The sequence below is a fragment of the Knoellia terrae genome (assembly GCF_048606435.1).
Taxonomy (GTDB): domain Bacteria; phylum Actinomycetota; class Actinomycetes; order Actinomycetales; family Dermatophilaceae; genus Knoellia; species Knoellia terrae.
Genome location: NZ_JBMBWH010000004.1, coordinates 1 through 16,530, shown reverse-complemented (window position 1 = coordinate 16,530; position 16,530 = coordinate 1). Strand labels below are relative to the sequence as shown.

The following is a 16,530-nucleotide window of genomic DNA, read 5'->3' as shown; positions in this document are numbered from 1 at the left end:
AAGAGATCGAATCGATTCGATAGTCTTCCCGCCATGGCCGGTCCACGTCAAACCCGCAAGGTGACGCTGCGCGACGTCGCCTCGAGGGCCGGGGTGTCGATCAGCACGGCCTCACTCGTCTTCAGCGGACGCGGCCCGGTCGCCGCGGCGACCGCCGACCGCGTCCGTGACGCCGCGAGCGACCTCGGCTACGCCGGGCCGGACCCCCTCGCGAGCTCGCTGCGGCAGGGACGTGCCGGCGCCGTCGCGGTCATCGTCGAGGAGCGGCTGAGGGACGCGTTCCGCGACCCCTTCGCGCTCGCCGTCCTCGACGGGCTGGCCCAGGAGCTCGACGCGATGGGCACGAGCATGCTGCTCGTCGCCGACCACGGGGAGGCGTCGGGCAACCCGGTCGCCGGGCATGCGATCGACGCCGCCGTCTTCGCCCTGTGCGGGCGCTCGGCCAGCCCGCTCGTGGACCACCTGCTGGCGCGCGGTGTGCCGATCATCGGCTCGGGGGCGCCGATCCACCCGGCCGTCAGCCAGGTCGTCGTCGACGAGCACGGCGCGTCCGCCGAGGCGACCCGCCACCTGCTCGACCTCGGCCATCGGCGGCTGGCCCACGTGACGATGCCACTGGGCAGCGCCCGTCCGACGTCCCCGGTCCGGCCCGACGAGCTGGAGCGCGCGGTCTACCCGGATGCGCGTGAGCGGGCCTGCGGCTTCGTCGACACCGCGCCGCCCGGCAGCCTCCTCGTCGAGGCCGAGCGGCCCGACGTCGCCCAGGGCGAGGCCGCAGGGCGGCTCCTGCTCGACGTGCCCGTGGCACAGCGCCCCACCGGGATCGTGGCCCAGTCGGACCTCCTCGCGGCGGGCGTGGTGCGGGCGGCGGAGTCGCTCGGCCTGAGGGTCCCGCAGGACGTGTCGGTCACCGGCTTCGACGCCGTCGACCTGCCGTGGCTGGACCGCACCCTGACGACGATCGTGCAGCCCGGCGAGGCGAAGGGCCGGCTGCTCGGCGAGCTCACCCGCCGTCGCCTCGCCGGGGAGCCGCCCGCGAGCGAGCCGTTCGCGGTCTCGCTGCGGGTCGGCGACACGACGTCAGGACCCGGCTGACACCTCGGCGAGGGTGGCGAGGGTGTCCTCGAGGTCGCTCTGCGTCACGAGCGGGAACGAGACCTTCTGGAGGATGTCCTTGTCGGTGACCTTGCTCCAGTCGTACGTGTGCGTCACGAGCGTCTGGTCGGGGCCCTGCTGCTCGAGGCGCCACACCCACTCCCAGCCGGGAGGCGTCGTGCCGGCGGGGGCGGTCTGCCAGGCGAGGAGGGCGTTCTCGGAGTAGCCGACGACGTGGTTGTCGGTCTGGTAGTCGCCGCCCATGTGGTCGCCCGACATGTTCATCGTGAACACGTCACCGACCTGCTGGATGCGGTTCGACTTCTCGTCGGAGCGGACGAACCCCGAGCCGTCGAGCTGCTGGTGCCGCTCGGGGTTGCTGAGGACGTCGAAGATCGCCCGGGCGGGCGCGTCGATCGTGCGAGAGACGGTGATCTGCGTGTCGGAGGTCATGCCCCCACCCTCATCACGGATCCGCTCCAGGTGCAAGCTCACGGCCCTCGCGACGCACCCCGAGACGCACGTATGCCGTGTGCCCACCTCTGGGGTGAGCACACGGCATACGCGGTGTTCCGGTGGCTGCGCCGGCGGGCGTCAGGCCTTGGCCGACTCCTCGGAGTCCTCGGTCTCGACCTCCGCGGTCTCGAGCTCGGCGGACTCGTCGTCCTCGAGCTCGGGGTCCACGGTCTCGGCCTGCGGCACGAGCTCGTTGAGGTCGATGGTCCTGCCGGCGGTGTCGGTGACGACGGCCTTCTCGAGGACGGCCGCGAGCGCCTTGCGACGCGCGACCTCCTGGACCATCGCGGGCACCTGGCCCTGCTGGTCGATCGCCTGGGCGAACTGGTTCGGGTCCATGCCGTACTGCTGCGCGCTCATGATGAGGTACTCGATCAGCTCGGGCTGCTCGACCGAGATCTCGAGCTTCTCGGCGAGGGCGTCGAGGAGGAACTGGCCCTTGAGCGCCTTGCGGGTGCTCTCGTCGACCTCGGCGCGGTGCACCTCGTCGTCGAGCCGGTTCTCGCCCTCGAGGTGGCTGTTGACCTCGGCCTCGACGATGCCGTCGGGCACGGGGACGTCGGTGGACTCGAGGAGGTGCTCGAGGACCTTGTCGCGGGCCTGGACGCCCTGCTCGAACTTCTTGGCCTGCTCGGCCTGCGTCGCGACGTCGGCGCGCAGCTCCTCGAGCGTGTCGAACTGCGAGGCGAGCTGGGCGAAGTCGTCGTCGAGCTCGGGCAGCTCACGGACCTTGACGGACTGCACGGTGACGGTGCACTCGGCGTCCTGGCCCTCGCGGTCGCCACCGGCCAGCGGCGCGGTGAACGTCTTCGTGTCGCCGGCGCTGACGCCGAGGACGGCGTCGTCGAGGCCGTCGAGCATGTTGCCGGAGCCGACCTCGTAGGTCACGCCCTCGACGTTGTCGACCTCGTCGCCGTCGATGACCGCGGACAGGTCGATCGAGAGGACGTCGCCGGTCTCGACGGCGCGCTCGACCGGGGTCAGGGTGCCGAAGCGCTGACGCAGCGAGGTGAGGCGCTCCTCGATGTCCTCGTCGCTGGCCGTGACCTCGTCGACCTCGACGGCGATGCCCTCGAGCTCGGGCAGCTCGATGTCGGGACGCACGTCGGTCTCCACGGTGAACTCGAGGTCCTGCCCGTCCTCGAGGGGCACGGCGGTGACGTCGACCTCGGGCTGGCCGATGGCGCGGATGCCCTCGGTGTCCACGGCCTCGGAGAAGAAGCGCGGCAGGGCCTCGTTGACGGCCTCCTGCACGACGGCGCCACGGCCGACACGCTGGTCGATGATGCGGGCGGGGACCTTGCCCTGGCGGAAGCCGGGGATCTGGATCTGGGAGCCGATCGTCCGGTACGCCTTGTCGAGGTCGGGCTTGAGCTCGTCGAACGGCACCTCCACGATCAGCTTGACCCGAGTCGGGCTGAGGGTCTCGACGGCACTCTTCACTTCAGGCACTCCACACGTTGGGATTCAGGGACGAATTCGGGCCCCATGCTAACGGCACCGGGCCCGCACCCCCGAATCGCGTGGGGCCGGACGGCCCATTTCGGGCCGGTGACGGTTACGGTCCCGGGAGCGGCCCGACCCGGGCCCCACCCCTGAGGAGAACCCTTGATGTCACGTCGTCTCATCCGTCCCGCGGTCGGCGCCATCGCGCTCACCGCGGCCGCCCTGGCCCTGTCCGCCCCCGCCACGGGAAGCACCGCCTCGGCGCCCTCCCCCGCCGTCGCCGAGTGCGACCCGGCCACCGGCGCCGCCTCGGCCGCGCGCGTGCGTGACGACGCCAAGGGCGCCACGGAGCCGGAGCTCTACAGCAAGAACGAGGCCAACGCCTACGGCGTGCTCAAGGACAGCCCCCTCATGGCCGCCGGCTCGGTCACCATCCCGACCGTCTTCCACGTCGTCTCCAAGGAGGAGCTCTCCGGCGCCGCCGCGACCCGCATGGACACGATGATCGCCGCGCAGATGGACGTCCTCAACGACGCCTTCGCCGGCACGACGGCCGCCGACGCGGCCGACTCGCCGTTCCGCTTCGACCTCGTCAGGACGACCCACACGGTCAACCCGGCGTGGAACACCGTCGTCCCCGGCAAGGTCGAGCGTGACATGAAGCAGGCGCTGCACGAGGGCGACGCCCGGACCCTCAACGTCTACGTCGCCGACATCGGTGGCGGACTGCTCGGCTGGGCCTACTTCCCCAAGGGCTACAACAACGGCCGCGACTTCATCGACGGCGTCGTCATGCTCGACGAGTCCATGCCGGGTGGCACCGCGGGCAAGTACGCGCTCGGCGACACCCTCGTCCACGAGGTCGGTCACTGGATGATGCTCGAGCACACCTTCGCCCACGGCTGCTCGGCCGCCGGCGACTTCGTGGCCGACACCCCCCGTGAGGCCGTCCCGCAGTTCAACTGCCCGACCGGCGCCGACACGTGCACCGCTCCCGGGCTGGACCCGATCCACAACTTCATGGACTACACGCAGGACTCGTGCATGAACATGTTCACGCCCGGTCAGGTGGAGCGCATGAACGACGCCTGGCTCGCCTTCCGCGCCTGAGGCCGGACCACGACGAGGTATGCCGTCCGCTTCCCAGAAGCGGACGGCATACCCCTGTTGCGGAGCGGGTGACGAGAATCGAACTCGCGTAGCTAGTTTGGAAGACTAGGGCTCTACCATTGAGCTACACCCGCGCGCTCGTCGCGACCGACGTGGATCGACCGGCTCGGAGCAGGGGTTAGCCTAGTGGCCGCCTCCGCAGGAACCGAAATCGACGGGCACACGTGTCGTCGGGTCGGCCCGCGCAGGCACAGCCGGGGTATGGCGCAGCTTGGTAGCGCGTCCGCTTTGGGAGCGGAAGGTCGCCAGTTCGAATCTGGCTACCCCGACCAGCAGCACCTGATGGGACCACGCAGCTCATGGTGAGCGGTGCGCGCGTTTGCGACGAAGGAGCAACTGAGCGCGTACCGCTCGCCATGCGCGGAGGTGGTCACCCGCGGGTGAGGGCGAACTCGGAGACGGTCCGTCCGGCGCGCAGTCCCTTGGCCTCGAACCCGTCGGAGGGCCGCCAGTGCGGTCGCTCCCCCTCGACGACGTGCCAGCCACCGTGGTGGGCCACCTGCACGCGGACGTGGGCGGCGTAGACGTCGTGGTCGGTGGCGATGCGCAGGACGCCGCCGGGCTCGAGCCGGTCGGCGAGCAACGTGAGGGTGTGCTGCTGCACGAAGCGTCGCTTGGCGTGCTTGCCCTTGGGCCACGGGTCGGGGAAGAACAGGTGCACGGCCGCCAGCGATCCCGAGGGGATGCGCTCGGTGAGCAGCGGCATCGCGTCGTCGCACTCGACCCAGAGGTTGCGGAGCTCGAGCGGCTCGGCCAGCGCCAGCATGCGGGCGACCCCCGGCACGTGGACCTCCGCGGTGAGGAGGTCGTGCTCGGGGTGCGCGGCGGCGTAGGCGACGGCTGCCGCGCCGTGCCCGGAGCCGATCTCCAACACCACCGGTGCGCTGCGCCCGAACCACGACTCGCGGTCCAGGACCCCTGCCTCGGGCACCGCGTGACGGGGCAGCAGCCGCTCCATGCGCTCCGCTGTCAGCGGCGACGTGCGCCACCGGGGCGTGAAGGTGCGCACCCCGTGACGGGCGACGTGGTCGAGGGTCGAGCGTGGTGAGGACACGCCCACGAGGCTAGCCGCGGTCAGCGGCGGACGATGACGAAGACCGCGCGGTCGTCGGACTCGCCCGACCGGGCCGAGCCGAGGACGGCCTCGGTGAGGGACGCCCCGTGCCGGACCATGGCGTCCGACGCGGCGCCGAGCATGCGGTCGGTGCCCTCGGTGAGGTCGTGGCCGCGGGACTCGATGATCCCGTCGGAGTAGATCATCAGCGCGTCGCCCATGGCGAGCACCCCGCTCGCGCGCGGGAAGTGCACGCCGTTCATGATCCCGAGCACGGGACCACGACCGGCCTCGAGGAGGCTCCACGTGCCGGCGCCGGCGGAGTAGCGGACGGCGGCGGGGTGCCCGGCGTTGCCGACCGAGTAGGCGCCGGTGTCGAGGTTGATGTCGACGTGCACCGCGGTGGCGAAGCCCTCCTCCCACCCCTGTCGGACGAGGTAGCTGTTCGCCGCGTCGAGGAAGGCGGAGGGCGGCAGCGCCCCGAGGAGGGCGCCGAGCGCGCCGGAGAGCAGGAGCGAGCGGGTCCCCGCCTCGCGCCCCTTGCCGCTGACGTCGACGAGGGTCACCTCGAGGTGGCGGCCGCCGTGGGTGCGGTCGGCGACCATGAAGTCGCCCGAGAACCCCTCACCGTTGGCCGACAGGACTGCGGACTCGGCCGTCCACCCCTGCGGCAGGCCGGGGAGCCGCGCCGACTGGGCGATGCGGTCGCGCAGCTCGACGAAGAGGTTCTCGCCGTGGAAGCCGGTGGCGCCCACTCGCGTCCGGGAGGACGCGACGATGACCATCATCACCATGAGCGCGATGACGGCACTCATCACCACGACCCTGGTGGCGGTCGTGAAGGGCAGCCGCGGCACGGCGACGCACAGCCCGACCGTGATGACGGCATACAGGGCGACGAGGCGGCGGATGGGGAGGTACAGACCGCTGAGCAGGATCAGCGGGGTCATCGCCACGGTCGGGAAGCGCCCCGGCCAGCTGAGGATCGCGAGGATGAAGGCGACGGCGACGACCAGCGCGACGCCGAAGGCGATGCGGTCACGGCGAACGCCCGGAGCCAGGGTGTACGCGCGGAAGCGACGCGCGAGCGTGGACGGCCGCCTGCGCGCGAGGACGCTGACGTCCGTAGCCACCAGTCGGTCTCCTGTCTGCGCGGCTGCACCGAATGACACAGTAACCGAGACGGAGCCAAAGTCGATAGCGTTCCGGGTTCGTTCCCGAACCGCGTCACGGCAGGTCAGGCAGCCTTTTCGACCCTTCGTAGGCCGTCACCATGTCGATCCGCCGCTGGTGCCGAGGGTCGCCCGAGAACGGCGTCCCGAGGAATGTCCGGACCATGGCCCGCGCCTCGTCCGGACTGCTCATCCGCGCACCGATCGAGAGGACCTGCGCGTCGTTGTGCTCACGGGCCAGACGGGCCAGCTCCTCGTTGTAGCAGAGGGCGGCGCGCACGCCCGTCACCTTGTTGGCGGCCATCTGCTCGCCGTTGCCGGAGCCGCCGAGCACGATGCCGAACGAGCCCGGGTCGGCCGCCACTCCCTCGGCCGCGCGCAGCACGAAGACCGGGTAGTCGTCCTGCGGGTCGAGCTCGAACGGACCGTGGTCGGTGACCTCGTGGCCCTCGGACTCGAGGAAGGCCACGAGCTCCTGGTGCAGCTCGTATGCCGCGTGGTCGCCGCCGATGTGTACGCGCATGTCTGCCGGTTCTCCTGTGTCGGACGTCGTGGTCGAGGGGGTCGCGGAGGTGTCAGTCGAACTGCGGGCCGACGGTGCGGCTGCGCTTGAGCTCGAAGAAGCCGGGCGTCCCGGCGACGAGCACGCAGCCGTCCCAGAGCCGGCCGGCGGCCTCGCCCCGGGGGGCCGGGCTGACGACGGGGCCGAAGAAGGCCACGCCGTCGACGGCGACGACCGGGGTGCCCACGTCGTCACCGACGAGGTCGAGGGCGCGCTTGGTGGAGGCGCGCAGCTGGGCGTCGTACTCCTCGGAGTGCGCATGCGCGGCGAGCTCGGCGGGAAGTCCGGCGTGCTCGAGGCCGATGCGGATGGCCTCGTCGTAGTCCTCGACGCCCCCCGGGTGGATCGCCGTGCCGATGGCGTCGTAGAGGGGCTTGACGACCTCCGGCCCGTGCAGCTCACCGGCGGCGGTGACGACCCGGACCGGACCCCAGCCGCGGTCCAACATGTCGCGGTAGTCCTGCGGCAGGTCGCGACCCTCGTTGAGGACGGAGAGCGACATCACCGACCAGGTCACGTCGACCGGACGCTGCTGCTGCACCTCTCCCATCCACCGGGAGGTCATCCAGGCCCAGGGGCACAACGGGTCGAACCAGAACTCTGCCTGCGTGCGCTGCTCGTCGGTCATGCCGATCATCGTGCCACTGCGCCGCGGGCGAGCCGACCCGAGGGCGCGTGCGAGGATTTGTCAGGACCACCCGACGACCTCCCTGCCCTCCCACGGATCCCAAGGATGTGCCCCTGTGCCCGGCAAGAACCTCACTCGTCTCGAGGCCGAGGAGCGCTCGTCGCTCGTCGCCGTCGACTCCTACGCCGTCGAGCTGGACCTCACGACCTCGGAGACGACCTTCGCGACGACCAGCACCATCCGCTTCCGCGCCTCCGAGGGCGCGTCGACCTTCGTCGACTTCCTCGGGACGTCGGTGGACGCGGTGACGCTGAACGGCGACGTGGTGCAGCCGGCATACGACGGCACGCGCATCGCGGTCGAGGGTCTGGCGGCGGAGAACGAGCTGCGCATCGAGGCCACCGGCACGTACATGAACACCGGTGAGGGCCTGCACCGCTTCGTGGACCCGGTCGACGACGAGGTCTACCTCTACAGCCAGTTCGAGGTGCCCGACAGCCGGCGCATGTACCCCGTGTTCGAGCAGCCCGACCTCAAGGCGCGCTTCTCCTTCACCGTCACGGCGCCGAGCCACTGGCAGGTGCTGTCCAACTCCCCCACGCCGGAGCCGGAGCCGGCCGGCCGTGACGGCGTCGCGACGTGGCGCTTCTCGCAGACCCCACCGATCTCCAGCTACATCACGGCCCTCGTCGCCGGCCCCTACGACGTCGTGCGCGACAGCCTGACCAGCCGCAAGGGCGAGATCCCGCTCGGCATCTTCTGCCGGAGGTCCCTCACGCAGTTCCTCGACGCGGACAACCTCTTCGACCTCACCAAGAAGGGCTTCGCGTTCTTCGAGGCCGAGTTCGACCAGCCCTACCCGTTCGAGAAGTACGACCAGGTCTTCACGCCCGAGTACAACATGGGCGCGATGGAGAACGCCGGGTGCGTGACCTTCAACGAGATGTACGTCTTCCGGTCCCGGGTCACCGAGTCGATCGTCGAGCGCCGCGCGCTCACCGTGCTGCACGAGCTGGCCCACATGTGGTTCGGCAACCTCGTGACGATGAAGTGGTGGAACGACCTCTGGCTCAACGAGTCCTTCGCCGAGTGGGCGTCGACGACCGCGCAGGCCGAGGCCACCGAGTGGACCGAGGCGTGGACGACCTTCGGCACCCACGAGAAGGACTGGGCCTACCGCCAGGACCAGCTCAGCTCGACCCACCCCATCGTCGCCCCGATCCGGGACCTCGAGGACGTCGAGGTCAACTTCGACGGCATCACCTACGCCAAGGGCGCCTCGGTCCTCAAGCAGCTCGTCGCCTACGTCGGGCGTGAGGCCTTCCGCGACGGGCTGCGCGCCTACTTCGCCAAGCACCAGTGGGGCAACACCACCCTCGCCGACCTCCTCCGTGAGCTCGAGAGCACCTCCGGGCGCGACCTGCACACGTGGAGCACGGCCTGGCTCGAGACCGCCGGCGTCAACACGCTGCGCCCGGTCGTCGAGGTCGACGACCGCGGACGCATCTCGTCCGCGGTGGTCGAGCAGACGTTCGCCGAGGGCTTCGAGACGATCCGTCCGCACCGTCTCGCGATCGGCCTGTATGCCGTGAGCACCGGGGAGGACGGCGCACCTCGCCTCACGCGGACCGACCGTCTCGAGCTCGACCTCACGGGTGCCCGCACCGAGGTCCCCGAGCTCGTCGGGCGCGAGCAGCCCGACCTGCTGCTCGTCAACGACGACGACCTCACCTACGCGAAGATCCGCCTCGACGAGCGCTCGCTCGCGACCGCGCTCGAGCACGTGCGCGGCTTCGAGAGCTCGCTGCCCAAGTCACTGGTCCTCGCCTCGGCGTGGGACATGACGCGCGACGCCGAGATGGGGGCCCGGACGTTCGTGGACCTCGTCCTGGCCGTGCTCCCGGACGAGCACGACTCGACCCTGGTCCGCACGCTCATCGCGCAGCTCTCGACGGCAGTCCACCTCTACACCGCTCCCGCCCACCGGGACGCCGTCCGACGCTCCACGTTGGAGCGCCTGTGGGAGGCGGCGAGGCTGGCCGAGCCCGGCAGCGACGCCCAGCTCCAGCTCGTCACGGCCGCCGCAGGGTTCACGACGACCGGTGACGACACGGCATACCTGCGTGGGCTCCTCGACGGCACCGAGCAGCTCGAGGGCCTGGCCCTCGACACCGACATGCGGTGGACGCTGCTCACCGGGCTCGCCGGAGCGAACGCGCTCGCCGACGGAGAGATCGAGGCCGAGCTGCGCCGCGACGCGACGGCCACCGGACGCGAGCGGGCCGCACGGGCGCACGCCGCGGTTCCGACACCGGAGGCGAAGGAGGCCGCGTGGAAGGCGGCGGTCGAGGACGACGGGCTGTCCAACTCGATGGTCGACGCCTACGGGCTCGGGTTCGGCCGCCTCGGCGACGTCTCGGCGCTCGCGCCGTTCGTCGACCGCTACCACGCCGCCCTCGAGACGCTCGAGGACAAGGGCTCCATGGCGCTCATCGAGTCGATCGTCTCCGGGTTCTACCCCCGCGGCCTGGCCTCGGCCGAGCTGCGCGACGCGACCCAGGCCTGGCTCGACACGCACACCGACGCGCACGACGCCCTGCGCCGCCTCGTGGCCGAGAACCGCGACCCGATCACGCGCGCCCTCGCGGCGCAGGAGCGTGACGCCCGGGCATGACGCGAGTCGACCTCACCACCACGCGGCTGACGGCCGAGCGGGTCCAGGACTGGCTGCTCACCGACGGCCTGCGGATCCTGCTCACCGTCGTCCTGGCGATCGTCGTCCGGTGGCTGCTGCACCGGATCATCACCCGCACGGTCGCGACGATGACCGCCCGCACCAGCGAGCGCCACGACACCACCGACGCCTCGCGGGCCGGGCGGATCTGGGCCGAGGCCACCGGCATGGCGCGGGCCCGCCACCAGCAGCGGATGGCCACGCTGGGGTCGCTGCTGCGCAGCACCGTGACGTTCGTCGTCGCCGCCATCGCGGTGCTGACGATCATGGACCTCGTCGGCATCCCCCTCGCTCCCCTGCTCGCCTCCGCGGGTGTCGGGGGTGTCGCGCTCGGCTTCGGGGCGCAGAGCCTGGTCAAGGACTTCCTGTCGGGGGTCTTCATGATCCTCGAGGACCAGTACGGCGTGGGTGACGTCATCGACACCGGTGAGGCCGTCGGGACGGTGGAGGAGGTGTCGCTGCGGGTGACGCGGCTGCGGGACGCCGACGGGGTGACCTGGTACGTCCGCAACGGCGAGGTCATCCGGATCGGCAACCTCAGCCAGCACCGCGCCACCGCGATCGTCGACGTGCCGGTCGCCTACGACGAGGACGTCACCCGTGTCTCGGCCGTGATCCGCGAGGCGACCGAGGCGATGGCGACCGAGGAGGACTGGGAGGGGCGGGTGCTCGAGCCACCCACGGTCGCGGGTGTCGAGTCGATCCTCGGTCAGACGATGACCATCCGCGTGCTCGCCCAGACCTCGCCCGGTGACAAGGTCGACGTGCAGCGCGCGCTGCGCCAACGCATCAAGTCCGCGCTCGACGCGGCCGGGGTCAAGGCCCCGCCCATGGGACCCTTCGGCGCCTTCGGTGGGTCCGTCGGACCGGGAGGACGGCCATGAGCTTCTACGACGAGGTCGGCGGCGCCGAGACGTTCGAGCGTCTCGTGCACGCCTTCTACCAGGGCGTCGCCGACGACCCCGAGCTGCGGGCGCTCTATCCGGAGGAGGACCTTGGCCCGGCCGAGCGCCGCCTGCGGATGTTCCTCGAGCAGTACTTCGGCGGCCCGCACACCTACAGCGAGGAGCGGGGCCACCCGCGCCTGCGGATGCGGCACGCCCCCTACCCGGTGACGCTGGACATGCGCGACCGGTGGATGCGCCACATGCTCGCGGCGATGGAGACGCTCGACCTCGACGAGGCCCACGCCGAGGCCATGCGCGAGTACTTCCTGCGGGCCGCACACATGCTCGTCAACACCGACGAGCCGGCCACAGCGGCACCCGAGGGTCGACCCACTCTCTGAGGAGGCCGGCCGGGGTGTCGGGGAAACGGGACCACCGTGCACCGCATGGGCCTGAATGCCCGACAGCGGACGAGAGTGCTCCGGCTTGGTCGCGGGCACGGCATACGCAACGATGGGGAGGGTGACCCAGACCACTCCTGACGTCCGAAGCACGACCATCCACCCCGCCGACCCGGCCGACGCACCGTGGTGGCGTGACGCCGTGATCTACCAGATCTACCCGCGGTCGTGGGCGGACTCCGACGGCGACGGCATCGGCGACCTGCCCGGCATCACCGCCCGCCTGCCCTACCTGCGCGACCTCGGCGTCGACGCGGTGTGGCTCTCGCCCTTCTACGTCTCCCCCATGAACGACGCGGGCTACGACGTCGCCGACTACCGCGACATCGACCCGATCTTCGGCTCCCTCGCGGACGCCGACGCCCTCATCGCCGGTGCTCACGACCTGGGCCTGAAGGTGCTCGTCGACCTCGTGCCCAACCACTCCTCCAGCGAGCACGAGTGGTTCAGGGCGGCGGTCGCCAGCCCGCCGGGGAGCCCGGAGCGAGGCCGCTACATCTTCCGCGAGGGCCGCGGTGTCGACGGTTCGCAGCCGCCGAACAACTGGCCGTCGGTCTTCGGCGGCGCCGGCTGGACCCGGGTCACCGAGGCCGACGGGTCGCCCGGCGAGTGGTACCTCCACCTGTTCGACAGCACCCAGCCCGACTACGAGTGGAACAACCCGGAGATCGGCGACGAGTTCGTCTCGATCCTGGAGTTCTGGTGTGACCGCGGCGTCGACGGCTTCCGGGTGGACGTCGCCAACGCGCTCGTCAAGGAGGAGGGGCTGCCCGACTTCGAGGGCCCGCTGCAGGCCTTCGACGCCACGGACCACAACCCCGAGGCGGCGCTGCCGCCGCCCCCCGAGGAACGGGTCGACGACGAGGAGAGCGGCCCGCGCGCACCGATGTGGGACCAGGACGGCGTCCACGAGATCTACCGCCGCTGGCGCACGGTCCTCGAGGCGCAGCCCTCGCCCGAGCGGATCCTGTGCGCCGAGGCGTGGGTCAAGCCGGGGTCCCGCCTCGCCCGCTACGTCCGGCCCGACGAGATGCACCAGGCGTTCAACTTCGAGTTCCTCGACACGCACTGGCGTGCGGGGAGCCTGCGTGCCGTGATCGAGCGCTCCTACCGCGACAACGACGCGGTGGGCGCACCGACGACGTGGGTGCTGTCGAACCACGACGTCGTGCGCCACGCCTCGCGGCTCGGTCTGGACCAGTCGCTCCCCCGCCCGAACGGCATCTCCGCCGACCGGGCCCAGCCGGACGCCGACCTCGGCCTACGCCGGGCCAGGGCCGCGACGATGGTCATGCTGGCCCTGCCGGGGAGCGCCTACGTCTACCAGGGTGAGGAGCTCGGTCTGCCCGAGTCGACCGAGATGCCCCACGAGTTCCGGCAGGACCCGACCTTCCACCGCACCGAGGGCAAGGAGATCGGCCGTGACGGGTGCCGCGTGCCGATGCCGTGGGTCAAGGACGCGCCCTCGCACGGCTTCGGCCCCTCGGACCGGACCTGGCTGCCCCAGCCCGACTCCTACGGCGCGTATGCCGTGGACCAGCAGGTCGGCGTCGAGGGCTCGACGCTCGAGCTCTACCGGTCGCTGCTCGCCGCGCGCCGGGAGGGCCGGCTCGGGCTCGGGTCGGCGTCGTGGCACGAGCTGTCCGGCGACGAGGTCGTCGCCCTGGTCAACAGCGCGGCGGATGGGTCGCGGCGCACCCTCGCGCTCGCCAACCTCGGTCAGGCGCCCGTGGCCCTGCCCGAAGGGGCGCGGGTGACCCACCGGTCGGGCGAGCTCACGCCCGAGGGGCTGGTCCCCACCGACGTGGCTGTGTGGGCGGTGCTCTGAGCCGTGTCCCGCGCTGCTGACTTCGCCTACTTCGACCAGAGCGGGTTCGACGCCGACGCTCCCATCGCCATGGCCCACCGCGGCGGGGCCGGCTATGCGCCCAACGTCGGTCTCGAGAACACCGTCGGCGCGTTCCGCCGGGCCGTCGACATGGGCTACCACTACCTCGAGACCGACGTGCACGCGACGTCGGACGGCGAGCTCGTGGCCTTCCACGACACCCACCTGGGCCGCGTCACCGACGTCGAGGGGGCGATCCTCGACCTGCCGTATGCCGCGGTGCGCGAGGCCCGCATCAACGGGACGGACTCCGTGCCGCTGCTCACCGAGCTGCTCGAGGAGTTCCCCACGACCCGGCTCAACATCGACATCAAGGCCGACTCGGCGCTGGCGCCGACCGTCGACACGATCAAGCGACACGCCGCGACGGCGCGGGTGTGCATCGGGTCGTTCAGCGAGCGGCGGGTACGCGCGGTGCGGCGCGCACTGGGGCCGTCGCTCGCCACCGCGGCCGGCCAGGTGGGGACGGGGTTGCTGCGCTTCGCACCCGCGGTCGTGACACGACTGCTGCACACCCCGGCTCCGGTCCTGCAGATCCCGTCGACGCACCGGGTGCGAGGGCGCGAGATCCCCCTGGTGACGCCGGGCCTCGTCGCGACGGCCCACCGGCTCGGCAAGCAGGTGCACGTGTGGTTCCACGCGGGCAGCAAGGAGGACGCCGAGGAGATGCACCGGTTGCTCGACCTCGGGGTCGACGGCATCGTGACCGACCACATCGACGTGCTGCGGGACGTCCTCGTCGAGCGCGGCCATCCCCTCACGCCCGTGTCCTGACGTGCCTCACGTAGCGTGACCGGGTGAGAGATCGGGGTTCGGCAGGGACGTCGAGTGGGACCGGCTCGGCTGGTGCGTCCGCGCCGTCGGGCCCGTCCGGTGTCGCGGTCGCGCCGCGAGGGCGGGTCGGGCTCTTCGGGCCGGAGTTCGCGGCGCTGACCCTGGCGATCGTCGCCCTCATCACGGTCATCGCCTTCGAGTCCATGGCCGTCTCGACCGCCATGCCGGAGGTTGCGGTCGAGCTCGACGCGGTCCGCTCCTACGGGCTGGCCTTCTCGGTGATGCTGACGCTCCAGCTGCTCGGCATCGTGCTCGCCGGCGTGTGGTGCGACCGGTCCGGATCGCTGCGCGCGCTGCTCGTTGGACAGGTGCTCTTCGCGGTGGGGTGCGGGATCTGTGGTGCGGCCGCGGCGTTCGGGCCCTTCCTCCTCGGCCGCGCGGTGGCCGGCCTCGGGGCGGGTCTGACGTTCGTGGCCGGGTTCGTCGTGGTCGGTCGCGCCTATCCGGAGGCGCTGCGGCCCAAGGTGTTCAGCGTCATCAGCGCTGCCTGGGTGCTGCCCTCGCTGCTCGGTCCGGTGCTGGCCGGCTGGGTGACGAGCACCTGGTCGTGGCGGTGGGTCTTCTGGGTCGTGATCGCTCCCGTCGCGGTGGCCCTCGTCGTCATCGTGCTCCGCCGGGGCCAGATCCGGTCCGCGGACGCGGTGGTGCACTCCTCGGGGCGGGACCACCGTTCACACGTGCGCGCGGCCTGGCTCGGGCTGGGCATCGCCGTCTCGGCCGGCGTCATGCAGTGGGGCACCCACAAGCTCGAGATCGCCTGGTCCATCCGCACGGTCGCCGGCCTGCTCGGACTCCTCGGCATGGCGATCTGCGCGCCGCTCCTGCTTCCGCGCGGCACCTTCACGATGCGCCGTGGGCTGCCTTCCGTGATGGTCAGCCGCTTCTTCCTTCCCTGCGCGTTCTTCGGGACGATCACGTACGTCCCCCTCATGCTGACCGGCGAGCGGGGCTTCACGCTCGCGCGGGCGGGGACGGTGCTCGCGGTCGGGTCGATCGGCTGGTCGCTCGGGTCGTGGGTGCAGGGTCGCGACCGCTTCGCCGGGTCGAGGGACCGCCTCGTCAGCCTGGGCGGGGCGTCCTTGGCGTTGGGTTTGCTCGGAGTCGTCGCGGTGACCCACTTCGAGTGGTGGCCGTGGCTCACGGCCGGGGCTCTCGCGGTGGCCGGGCTCGGGATGGGGCTGGGGACGGCCAGCCTGTCCGTGCTCGCGCTCTCCTTGACCGCGCCCGCCGACCACGGAGCGGCGTCGTCGTCCCTCCAGCTGTCGGACGTCCTGGGGTCGGTGATCGGCATCGCGGCCACCGGGGCCGTGTTCGCCGCTCTGCACACCCGCGCCGGCGAGGACCTGCCCGTCTTCGTCACGATGTGGGTCGGCACGGCCCTCGTCGCCGGCCTCGTCGTCCTCGCGGGCCGGCGCATCCGTACCTGACGGCGGAGACGTCGTCGGCGAACCCTTGGTGCGACCAGCCCGGACGGATGCATGACCATCCGTTTTCGGTGAGAGGTTCCCACCCCAAGCGCAACGTCTGAGCCGCATGGGACTGGAGGGTGCGGAACGATGCGCTGAAGCGAATAGGCTTGCAGCGGAACCGGTTTGCGTCGGTATGCACTGTCGGTGGTGGTCCGTAGTGTCTGCTGCATGGGGACGGCGACGGTGCTGAGCTACGCGGAGTGCGTGCAGCGGTTGCGTGCAGCGCGGGAGGCCGCGGCGGTGATGCCGTCGGTGGTGTGGCAGGCCTCGGGGGCGGAGCTGGCCGAGGGGATGCAGGCCCTGGGTGAGCTGTCCGCGGTCGGGGAGGGCGCCGAGGTCGCGGTCACGGTCGAGGCGCTCGAGCGCGGTGAGCCGGCGCTGCAGTGCCCGCCGGTGTCGGCGCGGGAGTGGGTCGCGGCCCATCATCGCCGGTACGCCGTGGCCGGGGCGTCCCGGCTGGTCCAGGTCGCGCAGGCGTGCCGCGACACCCGCCACACCATCCTGCGGGACGCCGTGTTCTCCGGGCGGGTCGGCGTCGGGACCGCCCAGGCCGCGCTGAAGGAGATGCGGCTGCTGCGCCCGCACCTGCGACCGGAGGCGGTCGACACCGTCTG

The 16,530-nt window shown here is 71.5% G+C and carries 14 protein-coding genes, 2 tRNA genes and 1 pseudogene; 10 read left to right on the top strand and 7 right to left on the bottom strand.

What is annotated here, in order from left to right:
- Positions 1–33 precede the first annotated feature (33 nt).
- Complete coding sequence (locus ACOJV9_RS07065) at positions 34–1,095, top strand: LacI family DNA-binding transcriptional regulator (RefSeq protein ID WP_420184488.1); 1,062 nt, start codon at positions 34–36, stop codon at positions 1,093–1,095.
- Here the strand turns inward: ACOJV9_RS07065 and ACOJV9_RS07060 are convergent.
- A complete protein-coding gene (locus tag ACOJV9_RS07060; protein WP_420184487.1) occupies positions 1,081–1,548 on the bottom strand; it encodes an SRPBCC family protein in 468 nt (155 codons plus the stop codon). The genes ACOJV9_RS07065 and ACOJV9_RS07060 overlap by 15 nt on opposite strands.
- A gap of 141 nt (positions 1,549–1,689) precedes the next feature.
- A complete protein-coding gene (tig, locus tag ACOJV9_RS07055) occupies positions 1,690–3,054 on the bottom strand; it encodes a trigger factor (RefSeq protein ID WP_420184486.1) in 1,365 nt (454 codons plus the stop codon).
- Positions 3,055–3,222: 168 nt separating this feature from the next.
- Here tig and ACOJV9_RS07050 point away from each other — a divergent pair, with 168 nt between their 5' ends.
- Positions 3,223–4,167 carry a zinc metalloprotease gene (locus ACOJV9_RS07050; protein ID WP_420184485.1) on the top strand — a complete coding sequence of 315 codons (945 nt, stop codon included), beginning with the start codon at positions 3,223–3,225 and terminating at the stop codon, positions 4,165–4,167.
- Between the two features lie 63 nt (positions 4,168–4,230).
- On the opposite strand, the gene ACOJV9_RS07045 is transcribed toward ACOJV9_RS07050, so the two are convergent.
- Positions 4,231–4,301, bottom strand: a tRNA-Gly gene (locus tag ACOJV9_RS07045).
- 121 nt (positions 4,302–4,422) lie between these two features.
- Between ACOJV9_RS07045 and ACOJV9_RS07040 the strand changes: the two genes are divergently transcribed.
- Positions 4,423–4,499 (top strand) — tRNA-Pro (locus ACOJV9_RS07040).
- A gap of 98 nt (positions 4,500–4,597) precedes the next feature.
- Here ACOJV9_RS07040 and trmB read toward each other — a convergent pair.
- From trmB to ACOJV9_RS07020, 4 genes are all read right to left on the bottom strand, one after another.
- Entirely contained in the window at positions 4,598–5,281 is a 684-nt protein-coding gene (gene trmB / locus ACOJV9_RS07035; protein WP_420184484.1) for a tRNA (guanosine(46)-N7)-methyltransferase TrmB, read from the bottom strand.
- A 20-nt stretch (positions 5,282–5,301) separates the two neighbouring features.
- On the bottom strand, positions 5,302–6,414 hold the full coding sequence (locus tag ACOJV9_RS07030; protein ID WP_420184483.1) for a PP2C family protein-serine/threonine phosphatase: 1,113 nt from the start codon (positions 6,412–6,414) through the stop codon (positions 5,302–5,304).
- Between the two features lie 94 nt (positions 6,415–6,508).
- Positions 6,509–6,976, bottom strand: coding sequence for a ribose-5-phosphate isomerase (locus ACOJV9_RS07025; RefSeq protein ID WP_420184482.1), 468 nt, complete (start codon positions 6,974–6,976; stop codon positions 6,509–6,511).
- A gap of 52 nt (positions 6,977–7,028) precedes the next feature.
- Positions 7,029–7,643: a mycothiol-dependent nitroreductase Rv2466c family protein gene (locus ACOJV9_RS07020; RefSeq protein WP_420184481.1), complete on the bottom strand. Its 615-nt coding sequence runs from the start codon at positions 7,641–7,643 to the stop codon at positions 7,029–7,031.
- Positions 7,644–7,758: 115 nt separating this feature from the next.
- Between ACOJV9_RS07020 and pepN the strand changes: the two genes are divergently transcribed.
- The 7 genes and pseudogenes from pepN to ACOJV9_RS06985 all read left to right on the top strand — a co-directional run.
- Positions 7,759–10,317 (top strand): aminopeptidase N, encoded by a 2,559-nt coding sequence (pepN, locus tag ACOJV9_RS07015; protein WP_420184480.1) that lies wholly within the window; start codon positions 7,759–7,761, stop codon positions 10,315–10,317.
- The gene (locus ACOJV9_RS07010; RefSeq protein WP_420184479.1) at positions 10,314–11,261 is read left to right on the top strand and encodes a mechanosensitive ion channel family protein; all 948 of its coding nucleotides are present in this window, start codon (positions 10,314–10,316) and stop codon (positions 11,259–11,261) included. The genes pepN and ACOJV9_RS07010 overlap by 4 nt, the downstream gene beginning before the upstream one ends.
- Positions 11,258–11,665, top strand: a complete 408-nt coding sequence (locus tag ACOJV9_RS07005; RefSeq protein WP_420184478.1) for a globin — start codon at positions 11,258–11,260, stop codon at positions 11,663–11,665. Before ACOJV9_RS07010 ends, ACOJV9_RS07005 begins: the two co-directional genes overlap by 4 nt.
- Before the next feature lie 112 nt (positions 11,666–11,777).
- Positions 11,778–13,553 (top strand): glycoside hydrolase family 13 protein, encoded by a 1,776-nt coding sequence (locus ACOJV9_RS07000; RefSeq protein ID WP_420184733.1) that lies wholly within the window; start codon positions 11,778–11,780, stop codon positions 13,551–13,553.
- 3 nt (positions 13,554–13,556) lie between these two features.
- On the top strand, positions 13,557–14,387 hold the full coding sequence (locus ACOJV9_RS06995; RefSeq protein ID WP_420184477.1) for a glycerophosphodiester phosphodiesterase family protein: 831 nt from the start codon (positions 13,557–13,559) through the stop codon (positions 14,385–14,387).
- Positions 14,388–14,410: 23 nt separating this feature from the next.
- Entirely contained in the window at positions 14,411–15,874 is a 1,464-nt protein-coding gene (locus tag ACOJV9_RS06990; protein ID WP_420184476.1) for an MFS transporter, read from the top strand.
- 210 nt (positions 15,875–16,084) lie between these two features.
- Positions 16,085–16,530: pseudogene (locus ACOJV9_RS06985) on the top strand (hypothetical protein); the annotation flags it as partial.

Excerpts from the sequence above, each read along its gene's own strand:
- ACOJV9_RS07065 (WP_420184488.1), top strand. The coding sequence starts at position 34 with ATGGCCGGTCCACGTCAAACCCGCAAGGTGACGCTGCGCGACGTCGCC.
- ACOJV9_RS07060 (WP_420184487.1), bottom strand. The coding sequence starts at position 1,548 with ATGACCTCCGACACGCAGATCACCGTCTCTCGCACGATCGACGCGCCC.
- ACOJV9_RS07050 (WP_420184485.1), top strand. The coding sequence starts at position 3,223 with ATGTCACGTCGTCTCATCCGTCCCGCGGTCGGCGCCATCGCGCTCACC.
- ACOJV9_RS07025 (WP_420184482.1), bottom strand. The coding sequence starts at position 6,976 with ATGCGCGTACACATCGGCGGCGACCACGCGGCATACGAGCTGCACCAG.
- ACOJV9_RS07020 (WP_420184481.1), bottom strand. The coding sequence starts at position 7,643 with ATGACCGACGAGCAGCGCACGCAGGCAGAGTTCTGGTTCGACCCGTTG.
- ACOJV9_RS07010 (WP_420184479.1), top strand. The coding sequence starts at position 10,314 with ATGACGCGAGTCGACCTCACCACCACGCGGCTGACGGCCGAGCGGGTC.
- ACOJV9_RS07005 (WP_420184478.1), top strand. The coding sequence starts at position 11,258 with ATGAGCTTCTACGACGAGGTCGGCGGCGCCGAGACGTTCGAGCGTCTC.
- ACOJV9_RS07000 (WP_420184733.1), top strand. The coding sequence starts at position 11,778 with ATGGGGAGGGTGACCCAGACCACTCCTGACGTCCGAAGCACGACCATC.